The 24098-nt window shown below is 65.1% G+C and carries 3 protein-coding genes; 2 read left to right on the forward strand and 1 reads right to left on the reverse strand.

The features are described 5' to 3' along the window. Positions 1 to 63 precede the first annotated feature (63 nt). The gene (locus IF654_RS09680; protein WP_094988073.1) at positions 64 to 1014 is read right to left on the reverse strand and encodes a siderophore-interacting protein; all 951 of its coding nucleotides are present in this window, start codon (positions 1012 to 1014) and stop codon (positions 64 to 66) included. Positions 1015 to 1204: 190 nt separating this feature from the next. On the opposite strand from IF654_RS09680, the gene IF654_RS09685 reads away from it, so the two are divergent. After that, complete coding sequence (locus IF654_RS09685) at positions 1205 to 12268, forward strand: non-ribosomal peptide synthase/polyketide synthase (protein WP_194862516.1); 11064 nt, start codon at positions 1205 to 1207, stop codon at positions 12266 to 12268. Further along, positions 12268 to 24051, forward strand: coding sequence for a non-ribosomal peptide synthase/polyketide synthase (locus IF654_RS09690; RefSeq protein ID WP_194862515.1), 11784 nt, complete (start codon positions 12268 to 12270; stop codon positions 24049 to 24051). The genes IF654_RS09685 and IF654_RS09690 overlap by 1 nt, the downstream gene beginning before the upstream one ends. The last annotated feature ends 47 nt before the right edge of the window (positions 24052 to 24098 follow it).

Genomic DNA, 24098 nt, shown 5'->3' on the forward strand with positions numbered 1-24098 from the left:
GGGAAGCGAATCAAGTGTGCGCGATTGAACTTTATTAGGTTCAATCGCCTGCACGCTGAGTCATTATTCCAGTGACCGCCCCAGTTTCCAGTAACCCATCAATGTCAGTTGCTGGCGTGCCAGCCCTTGTTCGTTGATTAAAAACCGTCGAATCGCCATCACCGCAGCGGACTCACCGGCAATCCAGGCATAAAAGTCGCCCTGTTTGGCGCTGGCGCGCTCCCAGGGGCGCTGGGTGTTGAGGTCCAGCTCTTCAGCGGCCGCAGTGTTGGCCATGCGCGTGTTCACCGGCGGCAAGCTCGCCAGCTCCCGGGCCGCCAGGGTCATGCCTTCGCCGTGGCGCTTGCCCAGACTGGCGCGGGGCAACCAGTGGACCTTGGCATTCAAGCCGCAGAGCAGGGGCAGGCAGTCAGCTTCTTCGGGCACTTCGATAAAGGCTTGTACCCGTGGCGCATCGGGGTGGTCGGCCAGTTGTTCCAGAATCCCGGCCAGCGCCGGTAACGCGGTTTCGTCGCCAATCAACAACACCTGCCGCACCCCTTGGGGCGGCTGCCATTCATAGCCTCCGGGGTCGCCTCGATACGCCGCCTGCGGCGCGACGATTTGCAGGCGGTCGCCCGGCTGGCTGTGCACGGCCCAGCGCGAGGCCGGGCCGGTTTCCCCATGCAGGACGAAGTCGATATCCAGCTCGTGGGCGTCCGGCCGCAGGTCGCGAACGGTGTAGGTGCGCATGGGCGGGATTTTGTCAGCGCTCAAGGCGCGCCGCGCTGCCTGCCAGTCACCGCTCTTCGGCAGGCAGGGCAAGGTCCCGTCGTTACTGGGGAAGAACAGCTTGACCCGCTGATCCGGGGCCAGGGTTTGCATCAGTCCCACATCTGCGCCGGTGAACACAAAACGCATCAGCGAAGGGCTCAGGGCAATGCGCTGCTGGAGGTGGATGTTGAACAGTTCATAACCGCCAGGTTTGCTCAGGCGTTTGCGCAGGGTGTGCACCAGCGTGGCAGCGACAGACATAAACAGCACCTCGGTCAGTGGGAGTCATGCTGGATAACGAGTGAGTGCCGCCGGTATTTACCCCGGTACGGCCACCCCGAAACCTGCGACCCCCGGCCTGCGGGCGCAGGTTAATTTTGTGCCGCGTTCATCCGTTCCGTAGGGATAGCCGAGCCAATGCTCGATAGCCAATACGTACGGAAGAAGCCAGATGAATGCTGAGAAGTCCCTCAAACTTGCCCGCCGGTTCATCGAATTGCCGCTGGAAAAACGCCGGTTATTCCTCGACGGGTTGCGCGGGGAAGGGATCGACTTTTCTCAGTTCCCGATTCCGAAAGAGGTGGCGCAAGACGACCGCCACGCACTGTCCTACGCACAGCGGCGCATGTGGTTTTTGTGGCAACTGGACCCGCACAGCGGCGCGTACAACTTGCCGGGCGCGGTGCGCCTCAAGGGTGAGTTGAACGTCGCGGCGCTGGAGCAGGCGTTCGCCCATGTGGTGCAGCGCCACGAAACCCTGCGCACGGTGTTTCGCCAGAACGCCGATGACAGCCTCGAGCAAGTGGCCTTGAGCCAGCCGTTGGCGGTCGAGTCGATGGATTTCACCCTGCTGCCTGCCGTAGCGCGCGATCAGGCGGTGGCTGCCCAAGCGCAGCGCCAGTCGCTGTTGCCCTTCGATCTGGCCAATGGCCCCCTGTTGCGCATCCTGTTGCTGAAACTGGCTGACGATGAACACGTCCTGCTGCTGACCTTGCACCACATCGTGTCTGACGGCTGGTCGATGAATGTGCTGATCGACGAATTCATGCGCGGTTATGACGCCTTTGAGCGCGGTCAGTCGCCACAACTGCCCGAACTGCCGATTCAATACCGCGACTATGCGCTGTGGCAGCGCCGCTGGCTGGAGGCTGGCGAGCAGGCGCGGCAGCTGACGTATTGGCGCGACAGGCTGGGCGACGAACACCCGGTCATCGCGTTGCCCACCGATTACCCGCGCCCGGCGATGCCAAGCTATCGCGGCACCCGCCATGAATTCGCGCTCGATCCTGCACTGGTGGAGCAGTTGCGCACATTGGCGCAACGCCACTCGGTCACGCTGTTCATGCTGTTGCTGGCGGCGTTCAACATTCTGTTGCACCGCTACAGCGGCCAGACCGATGTGCGTGTCGGCGTGCCGATCGCCAACCGCAACCGGCGTGAGGTCGAAGGGCTGATCGGCTTTTTCGTGAACACCCAGGTGTTGCGCTGCGAACTGACTGCCCAGACCCCGGTGGCGGACTTGCTGCGTACGGTCAAGGAAACCGCCCTCGGCGCCCAGGCCCATCAGGAGCTGCCGTTCGAGCAATTGGTCGAGGCGTTCAAGCTGGAGCGCAACCTGAGCCATAACCCGCTGTTCCAGGTGATGTACAACCACCAGTCGCAGGTGGCGGACCTTGAAACGGTCAAGACGGCCTCGGGCCTGGAACTGGGCCTGATCGAATGGGAAGCGCGCACCACTCAGTTCGACCTGAGCCTGGACACCTGGGAAAAAGGCGGGCGCCTCAACGCAGCGCTGACCTATGCCAACGATCTGTTCGACGCCGCGACCATCACCCGCATGGCGCGCCACTGGAGCAACCTGCTGCGGGCGCTGGTGGCCAATACCGAGTGCCGGATCGGCGAGTTGCCGATGCTCGATGCCAGCGAATTGCACACGCAGGTTTACGAATGGAACCACACGGCCGCCGCGTACCCGTCCGATCGCAGCGTGCATCATTTGCTCCAAGCGCAGGTGGCGCGCACCCCGCAAGCCTGCGCACTGGTGTTCGGGGAGCAGGCGCTCAGTTATGCGCAGCTCAATGCCCGCGCCAATCAGTTGGCACGGCACCTGCGCGAACAGGGCGTGGGCCCGGATGTGCTGGTGGGCATCGCGCTCGAACGTTCGCTGGAGATGGTGATCGGCCTGCTGGCCATCCTCAAGGCGGGCGGCGCCTACGTGCCGCTGGACCCTGAATACCCGCAAGAGCGGCTGGCCTATATGATCGAGGACAGCGGCATCGACCTGTTGCTCACCCAGCAGGCGCTTGTGGCCGGTCTGCCCGCGGCCGACATCCGGATCATCGCCCTCGATGACCCCGCCCAAGCGCTGCATGGCTATGACGACAGCAACCTGAACCTCAGCCATGACGCGCAGCAACTGGCCTATGTGATTTACACCTCGGGTTCGACCGGCCGCCCGAAAGGCGCGGGCAACACCCATGCGGCGCTGGTCAACCGGTTGTGCTGGATGCAGCAGGCGTATGGCCTGGATGCCCACGACACGGTGCTGCAAAAAACCCCGTTCAGCTTTGACGTGTCAGTGTGGGAGTTTTTCTGGCCACTGCTCGCCGGGGCACGGCTGGTGGTGGCGCAGCCCGGTGAACACCGCGAGCCGCTGCGCCTGATCGACACCATCCGCCAGCATCAGGTCAGCACCCTGCATTTCGTGCCGTCGATGCTGCAAGCCTTTATCCACGAAACCGGTGTGCAGCACTGCACCAGCCTGCGCCGCATTGTGTGCAGCGGTGAAGCCTTGCCGGTGGACGCTCAGCAGCAGGTGTTTGCCAAGCTGCCGGGTGCCGAGCTGTACAACTTGTATGGCCCGACTGAAGCCGCCATCGACGTCACGCACTGGACCTGTGTCGATGAAGGCGCAGCCAGCGTGCCCATTGGCCTGCCCATTGCCAACCTGCGCACCGTGGTGCTCGACGCTGACCTGTCGCCGGTGGCAGTGGGTGTGGCGGGCGAGCTGTATCTGGGAGGCGCCGGTCTGGCCCGTCACTACCATCGACGTCCGGGGCTGACCGCCGAACGCTTTGTGCCGTGCCCGTTCCATGACGGCCAGCGCCTGTACCGCACCGGCGACCGGGTACGCCAGCGCGTGGACGGGGTGATCGAATACCTGGGCCGTCTCGACCATCAGGTCAAACTGCGCGGGCTGCGCATTGAACTGGGGGAAATCGAAGCGCGCCTGGCCGAACACGCTGACGTGCGTGAAGCCGTGGTGCTGGTGCTCGACGGCAAGCAACTGGTGGCCTACGTGGTCCTGCAAGACCCGGCCAGCGCTGGCGACTGGCAGGCTGCGCTGACGGCCCACCTGCTGCGCGGCTTGCCGGAGTACATGGTGCCTGGCCACTGGATCAGCCTTGAGCACCTGCCGCTGTCGCCCAACGGCAAGCTGGAGCGCAAGGCCTTGCCGCGCCCCGACCCGGCGTCAGCGCAGCAGGTTTACAGCGCGCCTGCCACGGAACGGGAACAGCGTCTGGCTGAGATCTGGCAGGCGGTGCTGGGCGTGGCGCACATCGGCGTGGACGACAATTTCTTCGCGCTGGGCGGCGACTCGATCATCTCCATTCAAGTGGTCAGCCGGGCGCGTCAGGCAGGCATCGCCTTCAGTCCCCGTGACCTGTTCCAGCATCAGACCATCCGCAGTCTGGCGCGGGTGGCCGAACTGAGCACACACACCGCCCTCGATCAGGGCATTGCCCACGGCCCGGTGGCCTTGGCGCCCGTGCAGCACGGGTTCTTCGAACAGCCGATGCCGTCACGCCATCACTGGAATCAATCATTGCTGTTGCACCCGCGTCAGCCGGTCGAGGCCGCGCCGCTGGAGCAGGCGCTGCGGCAACTGCTGACCCATCACGATGCCCTGCGCCTGCGTTTTGAACAGCGCGATGGCCAGTGGCAGCAGGCCTATGGCGAACAGTCGGCCGAGCCGGTGTTGTGGCAGCAACAGGCGGCGTCGGAGGATGAACTCAACCGCGTGTGCGAACTGGCTCAGCGCAGCCTTGATCTGCAAGCAGGGCCGCTGGTGCGTGCGGTGCTGATCGACATGGCCGACCACAGCCAGCGCGTGCTGCTGGTGGTGCACCATCTGGCCGTGGATGGCGTGTCGTGGCGGGTGCTGCTGGAGGACTTGCAACAGTTCTATGCGCAGCCGACGCAGGCGCCGCAGGCCAAAACCAGTGCCTATCAGGCCTGGACCGCGCACTTGCAGGCCGCCGCGCAGGCGCGTTTGCCGGAATTGGCGTACTGGCACGCTCACCTGAGCGGGGCCAGCAGTGAATTGCCTTGCGACCGTGCCGGGGGCGGGTTGCAGAACCGTCACGGGCAAACACGCGCGTTCAGCCTGGACGCCGAACGTACCCGGCAATTGCTGCAAGTGGCGCCCGCGACCTACCGCACGCAGGTCAATGACCTGTTGCTCACGGCGCTGGCGCGGGTGATCTGCCGCTGGAGCGGTCACACCAGCAGCCTGATTCAGCTTGAAGGCCACGGTCGCGAAGAGCTGTTCGACGGTCTCGACCTGTCGCGCACCGTGGGCTGGTTCACCAGCCTGTTCCCGGTGCAACTGACGCCAGCCGTGGGCATGGGCGAGTCGATCAAGGCCATCAAGGAACAATTGCGCAGCGTCCCGGACAAAGGCGTCGGTTATGGACTGCTGCGCTATCTGGCCGGCAGCGAGGCGGGTGCGCAACTGGCCGCGCTGGCCACCCCGCGTATCACCTTCAACTACCTGGGCCAGTTCGATCGCCAGTTCGACGATCAGGCGCTGTTCGTCCCGGCGGCCGAAAGCGCCGGTCAGGCGCAGGATGAACAGGCGCCGCTGGCCAACTGGCTGAGCATCGAAGGGCAGGTGTATGGCGGCGAGCTGAACCTGCAATGGACCTTCAGCACCGAGATGTTCGAACCGGCAACCATTCACGCCTTGATGGACGACTACCAGCGCGAACTGTCGGCGTTGATCGAGCACTGCGTGACCCACGAAACCGGCGGCATGACGCCGTCGGACTTCCCGTTGGCGCGCCTTACCCAGCAGCAACTGGATACCCTCAAGGTGGCGCCCGGCGCCATTGAAGACATCTACCCGCTGTCGCCGATGCAGCAGGGGTTGCTGGTGCACACCTTGCTGGAACCGGGGTCGGGCATTTATTTCATGCAAGACCGTTACATCATCGACAGTGACATCGACCTGCCACGCTTTACGGCGGCCTGGCACGCCGTGGTACAGCGTCACGATGCATTACGGGCGTCGTTCAGCCTCGACGATGACGGCAACATGCTGCAAATCATCCACCGCGACGCAGCGCCCAAGGTGCAGGTGCATGACTGGAGCGATCGCCCCGAGGCTGAACACGAAGCGGCGTTGCAAGCGTTGCTGGCGCAAGACCGCGCCGAAGGGTTTGACCTGCTCAACACACCGCCTTTCAGCCTGCGCCTGATTCGTCGCAGCGCCGGGCATTACTGGTTCATCCTCAGTAACCACCACATCCTGATCGATGCCTGGTGCCGTTCGCTGTTGCTGCAAGATTTCTTCGCCCTTTACAGCGGTCAACGCAGCCTGCCGCCCGCGGCCCGTTACCGCGACTTTATCCAGTGGCTGCAAGAACAGGGCGAGCGCGAGGCGCTAGCCGCCTGGACCCGGGAGCTGGCGGGCTTTGAGCAACCCACCCCGTTGCCGTTTGACCGCGCCTTGCGGCGTCAGGGCGGCTTCTCGGTGATCGGCGATGTGTATGCCGATCTGCAGGTCAGTCAGGGCCGCGCCTTGCGCGAGTTGGCGCAGCGTTTCCAGCTCACCGTCAACACCCTGACCCAAGCGGCCTGGGCGTTGGTCTTGCAGCGCTACAGTGGCCTCGATGAGGTGCTGTTTGGCGTGACCGTCGCCGGTCGCCCGGTCAATCGCCCCGAGATGCAGGACACCGTGGGCCTGTTCATCAACAGCATTCCGTTGCGCCTGCAACTGCCGCGTGCCGGGCAGGACGTCAGCGTCAAGGCGTGGCTGCAACGCTTGTTCGAGCACAACCTGGCGCTGCGTGAGCACGAGCACCTGCCGCTGTTGAAGATTCAGGCGTGCAGTGCGCTGGACAAAGGCCAGTCGATTTTCGACAGCCTGTTTGTCTACGAAAACGCGCCGGTGGAAAGTGCCGTGGTCACGGGGGCCGAGCACATCAGCGCCCGATCCGACAGCGCGCGCACCCACACCAACTACCCGATGACGGTGGTGGTGTACCCCGGCGACGCGCTCGGCCTGCACTTGTCTTACGACACGCGCTTCTTCGACGACGCCACCGCCGAGCGTTTGCTGGCCGATTTCAAACGCCTGCTGCTGGCCATTGGCGAGCATGCAGACGGGCCGTTCGCGGAGTTGCCGGTGGTCGACGCCGCCGAGCGCGAGCACCTGTTGCAGGCGGGCAATCACACCGACCGCGACTACCCGCTGGCCGACGGTTATGTGCGCCTGTTTGAAGCGCAGCACGACGCGCACCCGGAGCAGGTGGTGGCGACATGCCTCGATCAGCGCTGGACGTACCGCGAGCTGGAAACCCGCGCCAACCGCCTCGGCCATGCCTTGAGGGCGGCGGGTGTGGGGGTCGATCAGCCGGTGGCGCTGCTGGCCGAGCGCAGCCTGGCGCTGTTGGGCATGATGCTCGGCAGCTTCAAGGCCGGTGCAGCCTATTTGCCGCTGGACCCGCAATTGCCCGCCCGGCGTTTGCTCGATTTGCTGCAACTGGGGCAAGTGCCCGTGCTGGTAGCCAGCGCGGCGTGTGGCGATCAGGCCCGTGCCTTGCTGGCGCAATTAGCCCCGGCGCAACGGCCGCGCCTGGTGGTGTGGGAGGACGTGCAGGCCCAGGACTTCTCCAGCGCGCGGCCGGGGGTCTACACCGGACCTGACCATTTGGCCTACGTGATCTTCACCTCGGGCTCCACCGGGACGCCAAAAGGGGTCATGGTCGCGCAGGCCGGGATGCTCAACAACCAGTTGAGCAAACGGCCTTACCTCGACCTGGGCCGTGACGCGGTGATTGCCCAGACCGCGTCCCAGAGTTTCGATATTTCAGTGTGGCAATTCCTCGCGGCGCCGTTGTTTGGCGCACAGGTGGACATCGTGCCGAGCGCCATCGCCCATGATCCGGCCGCGTTGCTGGGCCACGTCGCTGCACGCGGCATCAGCGTGCTAGAGAGCGTGCCGTCGCTGATCCAGAGCCTGCTGGATGAACCCCTTGGTCAACTGTCTGGCCTGCGCTGGATGCTGCCGACCGGTGAAGCCATGCCGCCCGAACTGGCGCGGCGCTGGTTGCAGCGATACCCCGACATCGGTCTGGTCAATGCCTACGGCCCGGCAGAGTGCTCGGACGACGTGGCGCTGTTCCGGGTCGACGCAGCGTCGGCCGACAGCGCGTACCTGCCGATTGGCCTGGCCACCGACAACAATCGCCTGTACGTCCTCGACGGCGGCTTGCAGCCTGTGCCCACCGGAGTGGTGGGCGAACTGTACGTGGCCGGCACCGGCGTGGGGCGCGGGTATTTTGGTGATCCGTTGCGCACCGCCAGTGTGTTCCTGCCCAATCCTTACGCCCGGCAAGCGGGGGAGCGCTTGTACCGCACCGGCGATCTGGCGCGCCGCCGCGCTGACGGTCAGCTGGAATACGTGGGCCGGATCGACCAGCAGGTGAAAGTGCGCGGGTTCCGCATTGAGCTGGGGGAAATTGAATCACGCTTGCGCGACGTGAACGATGTGCGTGAAGTGGCCGTGGTGGTGCAGGACGGCCCGACCGGCAAGGCGCTGGTGGCGTTTATCGTGGCGCAACCGTCGGCGCCGCAGTGGTCAACGCTGCGTGAACAACTGAAAACCGCGCTCAAGGCGCAGTTGCCCGACTACATGGTGCCGTTGCAATGGCTGCCTCTGGACCACTTGCCGCTCAATGCCAACGGCAAGGTGGACCGCAAGGCCTTGCCGCAGGCGCAAGCGGCCGACTGGCAGCGCGAGCTGGTGGCGCCCCATGCAGGCATTGAGTCGCGTATTGCGGCGATCTGGCAGGAAGTCCTCAAACTGGATGCCGTCAGCCGCGACGACAACTTCTTCGAATTGGGCGGCCATTCGCTGCTGGTGGCGCAAGTGGTGTCCCGCGTGCGTCAGCAGTTGATGATTGAACTGCCCCTCAGCAGCCTGTTTGAAACCAGCGTGCTCAGCGAGTTTGCCGCCCGTTGCCAGGCGCAGCCGCCAACGCTCAGTGCCCCGACCTTGAAGCCGATGGCGCAAGGGCAGGCGGGGGTGCTGTCGTACGCACAGCAACGGCAGTGGATTCTCTGGCAACTGGACCCGGACAGCGCCGCTTACACCATCCCGGCTGCGCTGCGGCTCACGGGCACGCTCAATCGCGATGCCTTGGTGCGCAGTTTCAATGACCTGCAAGCGCGGCACGCCACCTTGCGCACCACCTTTGTTCAGGACGGCGAACAGGCGCGTGGCGTCGTGCACGCCAGCCTGCCGTTGGACCTGCGCGAGCTGACGCTGGTGGCACCGACGCAGACCGAAATTCAAGCACGGGTCGCCGAGGCGATGCGTCAACCCTTCGACCTGCGTCACGGCCCGCTGCTGCGTGTATTGCTGCTCACCGTCGGGGCCGATGAGCACGTGTTGGTGCTGACGGTGCACCACATCGCGGCCGACGGCTGGTCGATGCAAATCATGGTCGATGAGTTCAGCGCCCTGTATCAGGCTCATGTGCTGGGGCAGGCGCCCGAGCTGCCGGCCCTGGCCGTCAGTTACGCCGATTTTGCGGTCTGGCAACGGGACAGGTTGCAGGCCGGTGAGGGCGAGCGTCAGTTGAGTGCCTGGAAGGCCCATTTGGGCCAACAGCATCCGCCGCTTGAACTGCCCAGCGAACTGACTCGCCCGGCGATACGCAGCGAACGCGGGGCGCGCCTGGAGCTGGTAGTCGAGCCCGAACTGGCGGCCGGTTTGCGGCAGTTGGCGCAGCAACACCACGTGACCCTGTTCATGGTGCTGCTGGCCAGTTTCCAGACCGTGCTGCACCGCTACAGCGGTCAGTCGGCGATCAACGTCGGTGTGCCCAGTGCCGGGCGTAGCCACCTCGAAACGGAAGGCCTGATCGGTTTCTTCATCAACACCCACGTGTTGCGCGCCGAGATTGACGGCCAGCAGACATTTGCCAGCCTGCTGCAACAGGTCAAGAACACCGCGTTGTGGGCGCAGGCTCATCAAGAATTGCCGTTCGAGCAACTGGTGGAAGCGCTGCAACCTGAGCGCAGTCTGAGCCACAGCCCGTTGTTCCAAGTGCTGTTCAACCACCAGCGGCCGATCGGCGAGAGCGTCGAGCGCAGCCTGCCGGGGCTGGTCATCCGGCGCATGGCGTGGCAACAGCACACGGCGCAGTTCGATCTGGCGCTGGACACCGAAGAGCAGGGCGAGCACTTGCACGCCAGCCTGACCTACGCCAGCGACGTGTACGACGCCGCCACCGTCGAACGCCTGGCGCAGCACTGGTTGAACCTGCTGCGCGCCGTGGTGCGTGAACCACAACAACGGATTGCGGCGCTTGAGATGATGGCCCCCGCCGAGCAACAGGCGCTGATCCGGCAGTGGAACCCGCAGGTCGAGGTTCAGCCCGTAGCACCTGCCTTGCATCAGCTGTTTGAAGCACAGGCCGCGGCGCAGCCGCAGGCGGTGGCAGTGCGCTGTGGCGAGCAATCGCTGGATTACGGCGAGCTCAATGCACGCGCCAATCGACTGGCGCGCAAGCTGCGCGAACTGGGCGTCGGCCCGGAAGTGCGGGTAGGGATTGCCACGGAACGTGCAATACCGCTGGTGGTGGGCGTGCTGGCCATCCTCAAGGCAGGGGGCGCTTATGTGCCACTGGACCCGCACTACCCGGCCGAACGCTTGAGCTACATGATCGGTGACAGCGGCATCCGCCTTCTGCTGACCCAGGAGCACTTGCTTGAAAGTCTGCCGCCCCACGTCGGGGTTCAAACCCTGTGCCTGGAGCACCTGACGCTGGACACGTTCAGTGCCGAGAACCTGGCGAACCTGACCCGACCGGACAACCTGGCTTATGTGATTTACACCTCGGGCTCCACCGGGCGGCCAAAGGGCGCCTTGCTCAGCCATGCCAACGTCACCCGCTTGTTGAGTGCCACGCAACAGTCGTTCGGTTTCGATCAGCACGACGTGTGGACGCTGTTCCATTCCTACGCGTTCGACTTCTCGGTGTGGGAGCTGTTTGGCGCCCTGTGCAGCGGGGGGCGCCTGGTGATCGTGCCGTATTTCATCAGCCGCGAGCCGCACGCGTTCCATCAACTGCTGTGTGATGAAGGCGTCACGGTGCTCAACCAGACCCCGACCGCTTTCCGGCAATTGATGCCGGTGGCGTGCCAAAGCCCGCAAGCGCTGGCATTGCGCTGGGTGATCTTCGGCGGCGAAGCGCTGGAGGTGGCGAGTCTGCGGCCGTGGTACGAGCGCTTTGGCGACCGCGCCACGACGCTGGTCAATATGTACGGCATCACCGAGACCACGGTGCATGTGACCTTTCGCGCGCTCAGCCCGGCCGATCTGCAGGCCAACGTGCAGAGCCCGATTGGCCGCCCGCTCAGTGACTTGAGCTGGTACTTGCTCGACAGCCAGTTGCAGCCCGTGGCGCCGGGGTGCGCGGGCGAGCTGTACATCGCCGGTCAAGGGCTGGCGCGGGGCTATCACGGCCGCGCCGGGCTCAGCGCCGAACGCTTTGTGCCCAGCCCGTTTGCGCCGGGGGAACGCCTTTACCGCAGCGGCGACCTAGCGCGTCAGCGGGCAGACGGCAACATCGACTACCTGGGCCGCATCGACCAGCAAGTGAAGATTCGCGGTTTCCGCATCGAGCTGGGGGAAATCGAGGCCTGCCTCAAGCAGCAACCGGGGGTCGCGGAGGCCGTGCTGACGGTGCATGCGAGCGCCCAAGGTCCACAACTGTGCGCGTACGTGGTGGCAATCGATACCCCGACCGATCCGCTGGCCTGGCGCGAACATTTGCGCGCGGCGCTCAAGGTCGACCTGCCGGACTACATGGTGCCCAGCCACTGGCGGCTGCTGGATGCGCTGCCCCTGACCGGCAACGGCAAGCTGGACCGCAAGGCCTTGCCGCAGCCGGATGCCGATGCCGAAGGCTGGCAGCGCCCTTACAGCGCCCCGGTCGGGACGCTGGAAACGCAGCTTGCGGCGATCTGGGCCAGCGTGCTGGACGTGGAGCGTGTGGGTCGACATGACAATTTCTTTGAATTGGGCGGGCACTCATTGCTGGCGGCCCAGGCCAGTGCCCGGGTCGAGCTGGAGCTGGGCATCGAGCTGGCGCTGCGTGCGCTGTTCGAAGCGCCCGACCTGCAAGCCTATGCCGCCGTGGCACAAGCACACACGCCTGCGGATAACGATGGTCGTCTGAGCGCACTTGAGTCGCTGCTCGACGAGATGGAGATCAACTGATGGAAAATTCTACCGCGTGGCGTATTGCCAACCGTTTTGCCAGCCTGGCGCCGCACCAGCGCCGTGAATTCCTGCAAAAAATGCAGGAGCAGGGCGTCAGCTTCGGCCAGTTGCCTATTCCGCCCACCGCCAACGCCGACGCGCCGTGCGAACTGTCGTACGCGCAGCAACGGCAATGGTTTTTGTGGCAACTGGACCCGCAAAGCGCGGCCTACCATATTCCGGCGGCCTTGCGCCTGCGCGGCGCGCTGAATATCGAGGCTCTGCAACGCAGCTTCGACGCCTTGCTGGAGCGCCATCACAGTTTGCGCAGCGTCTTTGTCGAGCCAGACCCGCAGGCCGCTGGCGACGACAGCCAACCCCCGTCACGGACCTTCAAGGTGGCCGCGTCGGTGCAGCCGCTCGCGGCCAGCGGCCCTTGGCTGACGCTTGCGCGCCACGACTTGCGCGATCTGCCCCACCACCAGCGCCTCGACCAGGCGCTGACGCTGCTGGAGGACGACATCGCCCGGCCGTTCGACCTGCAACATGGCCCCTTGCTGAGGGTCAGCCTGTTGCAGCTCGACACCGACGATCACGTACTGGTGCTGACCCTGCACCACATCGTGGCCGATGGTTGGTCGATGGGCGTGTTGGTCGATGAGTTTTCGCAGCTGTACGCCGCCCATGCCCAGGGCCAGTCCGTGACCCTGCCACCCTTGCCGATTCAGTACGCCGACTACGCGCGGTGGCAGCGGCGCTGGATGGAGGCGGGCGAACTGGAACGCCAACTGGACTGGTGGCGCGCGCAATTGGGTGACGAGCAGCCGGTGCTGGAGCTGCGCGCTGATCGCCCGCGTCCCGCTCACCCGACGCAACAGGGCGCGCGGCTGGACTTCACCCTCGAGCCGCTGTTGGCCAAAAACCTCATGGCATTGGCCCGTCAGCGGGGCGTGACCCCCTTCATGCTGTTGCTGGCCAGCTTTCAGGCGTTGCTGCATCGCTACAGCGGCCAGCCGGACCTGCGCATCGGCGTGCCGGTGGCCAATCGCACGCGCGCCGAGACCCGTGGGTTGATCGGTTTTTTCGTCAACACCCAGGTGCTGCGCGCCGAACTGGACGGGCGCATGCCCTTTGCCCGCTTGCTGGAGCAGACCCGCGACCGTTCGCTCGATGCACAGGCCTATCAGGAGGTGCCGTTCGAGCGTCTGGTGCAGGCGCTACAGGGCGAGCGCAGCCTGAGCCACAGCCCGTTGTTTCAAGTGATGTTCAACCACCAGCAAAGCCGACCCGGTGCGCTGAGCGGGATGCTGGCCGGGTTGCAGGTCGAAAGCGTGGAGTGGCAAGGCCGCACCACTCAATTCGATCTGCAACTGGACACCCATGAGGAAGGCGAGCGCCTGATGGCCAGCCTGACCTACGCCACCGACCTGTTTGACGCACCGCGTATCGAGCAGATGGCGGCCCATTGGCGCAACCTGCTGGCGGCCATTGTGGCCAATCCCGAGTGCGCGATTGGCCAATTGCCGATGCTGTCGGCGGCCGAGGTTGAATCCACCCTTTATCAACTCAATGCCACCGAACACCGCTATCCCGGCCCCGCGTGCGTGCAGGAGCACATCGAAGCGCAAGCGGCCGCCACCCCCGATGCCTGTGCGCTGATATTTGCTGATGAGCACCTGAGCTACCGCGCGTTGAATCAGCGCGCCAACCGTTTGGCCCGGCGTCTGCGCGACGCAGGGGTGGGGCCTGAAGTGCGTGTCGGGGTGGCCTGCGAACGCTCGCTGGAACTGGTCATCGGGCTGCTGGCGATTCTCAAGGCCGGCGGCGCCTATGTGCCGCTGGACCCGGAATACCCGGCTGAGCGCCTGGCCTATCTGTTTGAAGACAGTGCTATCAGCCTGTTGCTGACCCAGCCCCATGTGCAGGCCGACTTGCCGTTGCCTGACGCGTTACCGGTCATCTGCCTGGAAGCGGGCGACACCTGGCTGGCCGGGTACGACAGCGACAATCTGCCCAACCTCGCCTGTGACCAGCACCTTGCGTACGTGATTTACACCTCCGGCTCCACCGGGCGCCCCAAAGGCGCGGGCAATAGCCATGGCGCGCTCTATAACCGTCTGGCATGGATGCAACAGGCCTACGACCTGAGCGCGGCCGACCGGGTGTTGCAGAAGACACCGTTCAGCTTCGACGTGTCGGTGTGGGAGTTTTTCTGGCCGCTGATGCACGGCGCCACGCTGGTGGTGGCAGCGCCCGGCGTCCACCGCGACCCGCAACAGCTGGCGGCGTTGATCGTGGAGCAGGCGATCACCACGCTGCACTTTGTGCCGTCGATGCTGCAAGCGTTTATCAGTGTCGATCAGGCCCGCCAGTGCAGCTCGTTGCGGCGCATTGTGTGCAGCGGTGAAGCGCTGCCGATCGAATTGCAGCGCCAGACCCTGCGCAGCTTGCCGAAGGCGGCGTTGTACAACCTGTACGGCCCGACCGAAGCCGCGATCGACGTCACCCACTGGACCTGTGTCGAAGAAGGCCGCGACAGCGTGCCCATTGGTCGCCCGATTGCCAACCTGCGCACGTATATCCTGAGCCCCGAATTGCACGCGTTACCCTGTGGTGCAATCGGTGAGTTGTACCTGGCTGGCAGCGGTCTGGCCCGGGGCTACCATGCCCGTCCGGGGCTGACGGCCGAGCGCTTTGTGGTCGATCCGTTCGGCACGGGCGAGCGCTTGTACCGCACCGGCGACCTGGCCCGCTATCGCGCCGATGGGGCCATTGAGTACTGCGGCCGCATCGACCATCAGGTGAAAATTCGCGGCCTGCGCATTGAGCTGGGGGAAATCGAAGCGCGCCTGCACGAACACCCGCAGGTGCAGGAAGCCGTGGTGCTGGCGCTGGATAATCAATTGGTGGCGTACCTGGTGCCGACCGACGCGCAATTGGCCCACGACGTTCAAGCGCAAGGCCCGTGGCGCGACGTCTTGAAAGCGCGTTTGTTGCAGAGCCTGCCCGATTACATGGTGCCGACGCACCTGATGGTGATTGAGCGGATGCCGTTAAGCCCTAACGGCAAACTGGAGCGCAAATTGCTGCCTGCGCCTGGGGTGAGTGTCAGTCAGCGCGTGTTTGAAGCGCCACGCAGTGACCACGAACGGCAGCTGGCAGCGATCTGGCAGCAGGTGCTGGGGGTCGAACAGGTCGGCCGGCAGGACAACTTCTTTGAGCTGGGCGGCGACTCGATCATCTCGATTCAGGTCGTGAGCCGGGCCCGGCGTGCCGGGCTGCGTTTACAGCCGCGCGACCTGTTTCAACAGCCGACCTTGCAGGCGTTGGCGGCCGTGGCCAGTCAGCAGGCAGTGCCGCAGATCGCCCAAGGGCCGGTGCTCGGCACACAAGCCCTGACCCCGGTGCAACGTTGGTTCTTCGACACCCAGACCGTGCAGCCACAGCACTGGAACCAGGCCGTGTTGCTGGAGGTGCGCGAGCCGCTGGACCTGTTGCGGTTGCAGACTGCCCTGCAACGGGTGTTGGCCCGCCACGATGCGCTGCGCCTGCAATTTCGTCAGGTCGAGGGGCAATGGACGGCGCGGTATGTGCCGCTCGACAGCGCGGCGGCCACCGACGTGCTGTGGACCGCGCAAGTGCAGAGCGATGAGGCATTGCAGGGGTTGTGCGATGAAGCCCAGCGCAGCCTGTCGCTGCAAGAGGGTCCGCTGTTGCGTGCGGTGTTGATCGACCACGCAGATGGCGGGCAACGCGTGCTGTTGGTGATTCATCACCTGGTGGTGGACGGTGTGTCGTGGCGGATTGTGCTTGAAGACTTGCAAGCAGCGTATGCCGACCAGCCGTTGCCGGAAAAAACCAGCGCCTTGCAAGACTGGGCGAACCAGCTCGGTGCCTACGCCAACAGCGACGCCGTGGTAGCTGAATGCAACTGGTGGCAACAGCACCTGCAAGACGCCAGCACTGCGCTGCCCAACGCTCGCCCGAACGCCAGCCAGGCCGTGCGTCACCGTCAGGTGGTCAGCCTGGGGCTGGACCGCGAGCGCACGCGCCAACTGCTGCAACAGGCCCCGGCGGCGTACCGCACCCAGGTCAATGACCTGTTGCTCACTGCGCTGGCGCGCGCCCTGTGCGACTGGACCGGCGACGCCCATGCGTTGATTCAACTGGAAGGTCACGGCCGTGAAGACCTGTTTGACGCCATCGACCTGACCCGCACCGTGGGCTGGTTCACCAGCCTGTTCCCGGTCAAGTTGACCCCGGCCACCGATCTGGCGACGTCGATCAAAGCCATCAAGCAACAACTGCGCGACATTCCCGGCAAAGGGCTGGGGTTTGGCCTGCTGCGCTACCAGGGGCCTGCCGAGGTGCAAGCTCGCCTGGCGGCATTGCCGAGCGCGCGGGTCACGTTCAACTACTTGGGGCAGTTCGACCAGAGCTTCAGCGACGACGCCCTGTTCGTGCCCGCGCGTCAGGCCAGCGGCGCAGCGCAAAGCCCGGATTCACCCTTGGCCAACTGGTTGTCGGTGGACGGCCAGGTGTTTGGCGGGGAGCTGAAACTGGACCTCAGCTTCAGTCAGGCATGCTTCGACAAGGCCGATATTCAGGCGTTGGCAGCGGCCATCGAATCGAACCTGCAGGCCGTGGTGGCGCATTGCATCGACCCGCGCCACGGCGGTGTGACCCCGGCCGATTTCCCGCTGGCCGACCTGACCCAGGCGCAACTCGATGACGTGCCGGTGACGGCGCGGCAGATCGAGGATCTGTATCCGCTGTCACCGATGCAGCGCGGGCTGTTGTTCCACAGTGTGTACGAGCCGCTGGCGGGCGCGTATGTCAACCAGCTCAGCGTGGAAGCCACCGGGTTGGACGCGGCGCGTCTGGCGCAGGCGTGGCAAGCGACTCTGGACGCGCACCCGATTCTGCGCAGCGGCTTCCATTGGCCGCCGGGCGCCGCGCAACCGGTGCAAGTGGTGCAGCGCACACTGGAGTTGCCGTTGACCGTGCTGGACTGGCGCGGGCAGGCCGATCAGGCTGGCCAATTGCAACTGCTGGCGCGCAGCGAGCGGTTGCAGTTTGACCCGGCGCACCCGCCCTTGCTGCGTCTGGCGCTGGTGCGGCTGGATGAACAGCGTCAGCAACTGATTTACACCCATCATCACCTGCTGCTGGATGGCTGGAGCAACGCGCTGTTGTTGGGCGAAGTGTTGCAGCGCTATGCCGGGGACACTGTGGCGAGCCCTTCAGGGCGTTTTGCCGACTACATCGGTTGGCTGCACAGGCAGGATGCAGCAGCCGATGAGGCGTTCTGGCGCACCCAGCTGGCCGGTCTGGAAAACCCGACCCTGTTGGCCCAGAGCGTGGCGTACACGGCTTCGCCACAGGCGGATGAATACGCCGACCATCGTCAGGTCTTCGACGCGGCCAGCAGTGCGGCGTTTACCGCATTTGCCCGCCAGCACGCCATGACCCTCAACACGCTGGTTCAAGGCGCGTGGGCGCTGCTGTTACAGCGGTACAGCGGCCAGCAAACGGTCGCGTTCGGCGCCACGGTCTCGGGGCGCCCGGTGGACTTGCCGGGTGCCGAGCATCAGCTCGGGCTGTTCATCAATACCTTGCCGGTGATCAGCCAGCCGCAGGCCGCTGAAAGCGTGGCGCAGTGGCTGGGCCGCTTGCAGGCACATAACCTTGAGCTGCGGGAGCACGAATTCACCTCGTTGAGTGACGTGCAGCGCTGGGCCGGGCGGGCGGGTGAGCCGCTGTTCGACAGCTTGCTGGTGTTTGAAAACTTCCCGATTGCCGAGGCCTTGCAACAGGGGGCCCCGGACGGCTTGCGCTTTTCGCTGCCGGACAACCACGAGCGCACCAACTACCCGCTGACGCTGGCGGCGGTGAGTGAAGGGCATTTGAGCCTGACCTGGAGTTACCAGCTCAGCCACTTCTCGCCCCCGGTGATTGCCCGCATGAGCCAGCATTTGGCGTGCCTGCTGAACGCCATGGTGGCCGCCCCGCAGGCCCGCCTGGGCGAGTTGCCCTGGTTGAGCGAAGGTGAACGCCAGCAGTTGCTGCATGACTGGAACCCGGCACCGGGGCCAGCGACCACGCAATGCGTGCATCAGTTGATCGAAGCGCAGGCGGCGATTCGCCCCGAGGCGGTGGCGCTGATCTTTGCCGACTCCACCTTCAGCTATCACGACCTCAATCAACGTGCCAACCGCTTGGCTCATCGCTTGCGTGAGTTGGGTATCGGCCCCGAGGTGCGCGTGGGGCTGGCCGTCGAGCGCTCGCCGCAGATGATTATCGGCCTGTTGGCGATCCTCAAGGCCGGGGGCGCTTACGTGCCGCTGGACCCGGCGTACCCGGCCGAACGTTTGGGGTATTTGATGCAGGACAGCGGCATTGCGCTGCTGTTGACCCAATCGTGGCTGCGCCCGTCATTGCCACAGGTGGCAGGGGTGCCGGTGCTGGAACTGGACCGTGAGGCCGTGGCGCATTTGCCGGGCACCGACCTGCGCAACCTGACCGACGCGCAGAACCTCGCTTACCTGATTTACACCTCGGGTTCCACCGGGCGTCCGAAAGGCGTCAGTGTCGCCCATGGCCCGCTGGCCATGCATTGCCTGTCCATCGGCGCGCTGTACGGCATGACCCCGCACGACCGCGAGTTGCAATTTGCCTCCATCAGTTTCGACGGCGCCCACGAGCGCTGGCTGACCCCGCTGGTCTTCGGCTCGGCGCTGATGCCGCGTGACGACGAGCTTTGGAGCGTGCAACGCACCTGCGAAGAGATCGAGCGACACGGCATCACCATTGCCTGTTTCACCCCCAGCTACTTGCTGCAAATGGCTGACTACCTGGGCGAAGCCGGGCGTGCCTTACCGATCCGTTCCTACACCGTGGGCGGTGAAGGCATGCCCAAACATGCCTTCGATGAAGTGCAGCGGGTGTTGCAGCCGCCGCGCATTATCAACGGTTACGGCCCGACTGAAACCGTGATCACACCGTTGATCTGGTGCGCGTATCCGGGCACGCAGTTTGACTCGCCGTTTTTGCCCATTGGCCGTCCGGTGGGGCAGCGCAGCGCTTACGTGCTCGACAGTCAGTTGCAACCCTTGCCGGTGGGCGTGGCGGGCGAGCTGTACATGGGCGGCGAGGGCATTGCGCGTGGCTACCATCAGCGGCCCGACCTGACGGCGGAACGGTTTGTACCGGACCCGTTCGTGGCAGGCGCGCGCCTGTACCGCAGTGGCGATCTGGCGCGGCTGCGCGAGGACGGGGTGGTCGAGTACCTGGGCCGTATCGACCAGCAGGTGAAAATCCGTGGGTTCCGCATTGAGCTGGGGGAAATCGAAGCCTGCCTGCTGGAGCACGACGGCGTGCGCGAAGCCTTTGTGGTCGACCGCGAAGGTCCGGTCAGCCGTCAGTTGGTGGGTTACATCGTGCCCCGCGACCCGCTGGCCGATGACAGCGCGCTGCGCGAGGCATTGATAGCGCACCTGCGCAGCCGTCTGCCGTCGCACATGCTGCCGGCGCATTTAATGTGCCTGGCCGCGTTGCCGTTGACCCCCAACGGCAAACTGGACCGTCAGGCGCTGCCGGCGCCCGAGGCCAGCCGTCAGGTGGCGGAACGGGTCTTGCCGGGCACCCCGGCAGAAGCCCTGCTGGCGGCGGTCTGGCAAGACGTGCTGGGGCTGGAAGCCGTGGGGGTGACTGAAAACTTCTTCGAGCTGGGCGGCGATTCGATCATCTCGTTGCAGGCCGTGAGCCGTGCGGGGGCGCTGGGCTTGGCGTTCACCCCGAAACAACTGTTCGAGGCGCAAACCATTCGTGCGCTGGCACAACGGGCCGTGGCGGCAGCACCCCGTGTCGCGCACGCTCCCGACACCGTGCCTTTTGCCCAAGTGCCGACCACCGTGCAGGTGGAGCGCGAGGGGCTGGACGACCTGTACCCGCTGTCGCCGATGCAACAGGGCATGCTGTTCCACTGCATTGAGTCGCCCGAGCTGAACCTGTACGTCAACCAGCTCAGCGTGGCGGTTGAAGGGTTGCAGGTCGACCGTTTCCGCGCCGCCTGGGACACCTTGCTGCAGCGCCATGAAGTGCTGCGTGCGGCCTTCCTCTGGCGCGACGGTCTGGCGAACCCGCTGCAAGCGGTGTATCAGCAGGCGCAAGTGCCGATTGTGGAACTGGACTGGCGTGAACACGCCGACCCGCAGGCGGCGTTGTTGGCTTTGGCGGCGGACGATCAGGCGCGTGGCTTCGACCTCAGTTGCCCGCCCTTGATGCGTTTCACCCTGGTGCGTCTGGGCGATAACCGGCACCAGATGATCTGGACCTACCATCACTTGCTGCTGGACGGCTGGAGCGCGTCACGTCTGCTCGGCGAGATGCTGCGCCTGTACGCGCACCAGACCTTGCCAGCGCTGACCGGGCGCTATGCCGATTACATCCACTGGCTGGCGCAGCAGGACGTGACGCTGGCCGAAGGGTTCTGGCGCGCACGCCTGGAGACGCTGCAAGCGCCGACGATGCTGGCCAATGCGGCCAACACCGGCGGCAGCGGCCACGGCGTGCTTTACAGCTATCTGGACAGCGAGGCGACCCGCCGTTTGTACACGTTTGCCACGCAACAACGGGTGACGTTGAACACGCTGGTGCAAGCGGCCTGGCTGCTGCTGTTGCAGCGTCATACCGGGCAGCGCAGCGTGGCTTTCGGCGCCACCGTGGCAGGGCGCCCGACCCAACTGCCAGGCGCGCAGGACATGCTGGGCCTGTTCATCAACACCTTGCCGGTGATTCAGACCCTCGATCCGCAACAGGCGCTGGGCGACTGGCTGCGCGAGTTGCAGGACTACAACCTGTCGATCCGTGAGGTTGAGCACACGCCGCTGGCCGATATTCAGCGCTGGGCCGGGCAGGGCGGCCAAGGGCTGTTCGACAGCATCATCGTGTTTGAAAACCACCCAGTGGACCGCGCCCTGCGCGGCGAGCAGGACGGCGAATTGAGGTTTGCCGAAGTCGGCAGCGGCGGGGTCACCAACTTCCCGATGGATTTGATGGTCAGTGCCACCGACCAAGGGCTGGAGGTGGAATACCTGTACTTGCGCGAACGCTTCACGGCGCCGCAGGTCGAGGCCATTCGCGCCCAGTTGGAAGGGTTGCTGGCGCAGTTACCGCAGGATGCACAGTGCCGGATTGGCGACATTGGCTTGCCACAGGCGCGCATTGAGCAGGCACAGGTGCAGGCCCCTGCGACGGACCTGGTGCATGGCTTCATGGCGCAAGTGCGGCGCCAGCCCGATGCCGTGGCCTTGATCTGCGACGGCCGTGAACTGACGTATGCCGCGCTGGACCGGCAGGCCGACGCGCTGGCGGCTCACTTGCAAGGGCGCGGCATTGGCCCCGAGACGCGGGTGGCGGTGGCGTTGCCGCGTTCGGAACAAACGATTGTGGCGTTCCTGGCCGTGCTCAAGGCAGGCGCCGCGTATGTGCCGCTGGACCTCGACTACCCGGCTGAGCGACTGACCTTCATGCTGGCCGATTCAGCGGCCAGCCTGTTGCTGTGCAACAGCGATGTGGACCAGCGGGTGACCTTCGATGCCGCCACCCCGCGTCTGTTGCTCGACCAATTGAGCGATCAGGTGGCGTTGCCACGGGCGGTTGAGTCGCTGGGCGGGCATCTGGCGTACCTGATTTACACCTCGGGTTCGACCGGCCAGCCCAAAGGCGTGGCCGTGGCCCGCCAGCCGATTGCGCGGCACTGTCAGGGCATCATCGACCTGTACGCGCTCAACCCGGACAGCCGCGAGCTGCACTTTATGTCCTTCGCGTTTGACGGTGCGCAGGAGCGCTGGCTCAGCGTCTTGCTGGCCGGTGGCAGCCTGGTGATCCGCGACGATCAGCTGTGGACCCCGGAGCAGACCTTACACGTGCTGCACCAACAACACGTGACGGTGGCGTGCTTCCCGCCCGCTTACCTGCAACAGCTGGCAGAAGTCGCGCTGGCCCAAGGCAACCCACCGCCCGTGCACACCTATTGTTTTGGTGGCGACGCGGTGCCGGATGCCAGCTTTGAGCTGGTCAAGCGAGCCCTGCGCCCGCAGCGACTGGTCAACGGCTACGGGCCGACCGAAACCGTGGTCACGCCGCTGTTGTGGCGGGCCGAGGTGACGGACTGCTGTGAAGCGGCCTATGCGCCGATTGGTCGGGGTGTCGCCGGGCGCGGTCTGTATGTGCTGGACGCGGACTTGAACCCGTTGCCCGCCGGTGTGAGTGGCGAGTTGTACTTGGGCGGGGAATGCCTGGCCCGTGGCTATCACGGGCAACCGGGGTTGAGTGCCGAGCGCTTTGTGCCGGACCCGTTCGATGCCAAGGGCGGTCGCATGTACCGCACCGGGGACCGGGTTCGTCAGCGCGAATGCGGCCTGATCGACTACCTGGGGCGCCTGGACCAACAGGTAAAAATCCGCGGCTTCCGCATTGAACTGGGGGAAATCGAAGCGCGTCTGCGTCAGTGCGAAGGGGTGCAGGATGCGGCGGTCAAGGTGATCGAAGGGCCGACCGGCAAGCAGTTGGCAGGGTACGTGGTCGCGTCCGGCACCCTGCTGGAACGCACACTCAAAGAGCAATTGCAGGCGCACCTGCCGGATTACATGGTGCCGAGCCACATCGTGCCGATGGCGCGTTTCCCGTTGTCCGCCAACGGCAAACTGGACCGTCGCGCACTGCCCGAGCCTCAGCTTGCCCAAGGCACGTACCGGGCGCCGCGCACTGAGCTGGAACAGGCGTTGGCGCTAATCTGGCAAGAGGTGTTGGGGCTGGAGCGGGTGGGGATCGACGACAATTTCTTTGAGCTGGGCGGTGACTCGCTGCAAGTGCTGAAAGTGATTTCACGGGTGCGTAATCAGCCGCAGTTGGGTTTCAGCCTCAAGCTGCGCGACCTGATGCAGAAACCGTGCATTGCCGAGCTCAGCGGCTTTGAACCTGTGGCGCTCGCTCAGGCCCCCGACCCGCTGCTGGCGCTCAATAGCCGCGTCGGTGACGTGCCGCCGTTGTTCTGTTTGCACGCGGGGTTCGGCACGGTGTTCGACTACGAGCCGCTGGCCCGTAAATTGGACGGGCGCCGCAGCGTTTATGGTGTGCAGTGCCGCATGTTGCTCGACCCTGAATGGCAAGACACCTCGTTGCATAGCATGGCGCAGGCGTATGCCGGACGTATCCGTCAGCAACAGGCTGACGGCCCGTATCACCTGCTGGGCTGGTCATTGGGCGGGGCGTTGACCTTGCTGGTGGCCCAGGCGCTGGAGGCGCAAGGTCAGCAGGTGGCGTTTGCCGGGCTGGTGGACACCTACGTGGCGGGGACGGCCGAGGCCAGTGACGGGCGTGAAGACTTGCAGGATTTCTTGCGCTTTGTGCTGGGGCTGTCCGAGCACGACGCGTGCGCATTGATGGAGGATCAGGGGCGCAGCGCCGAGCAGGTGATTGCCGCCGCCATGGCCGAGCCGCGTGCCGGGTTGGGCGAGCACGGGCTGCTCGGGTCGGCGGAGCTGAGTCACATCTTTGCCGTGGGCGCGCGCCTCAAACAGTTGGCTTTGCAGCAGCCGATGCTGCCTGCAACCCGGGTTCAGGCGCACCACTGGTGGGTGGCCGGGCGCGACGACGAGCGCCGCGTGCATGGGGCGCAAGTGGGACCGGGCGCCAGTCACAGCGTGCTCAAGGGCGGGCATTACGAGGTGTTGCGTCAGGCGCCATTGCTGAACCGACTGGAGCAATTGCTGGCAGGGCAGGCCGAGCGGGTGTGACGGCACCTTATGCACGTGCGTTGAGGTTCAGCGCTAACCATCACCGC

This window comes from Pseudomonas lundensis (assembly GCF_015377145.2).
GTDB classification, from domain to species: Bacteria; Pseudomonadota; Gammaproteobacteria; order Pseudomonadales; family Pseudomonadaceae; genus Aquipseudomonas; species Aquipseudomonas lundensis.

Bases quoted from the DNA above. Each gene is read 5' to 3' on its own strand.
- IF654_RS09690 (WP_194862515.1), top strand. From the start codon at position 12,268: ATGGAAAATTCTACCGCGTGGCGTATTGCCAACCGTTTTGCCAGCCTG.
- IF654_RS09680 (WP_094988073.1), bottom strand. From the start codon at position 1,014: ATGTCTGTCGCTGCCACGCTGGTGCACACCCTGCGCAAACGCCTGAGC.
- IF654_RS09685 (WP_194862516.1), top strand. From the start codon at position 1,205: ATGAATGCTGAGAAGTCCCTCAAACTTGCCCGCCGGTTCATCGAATTG.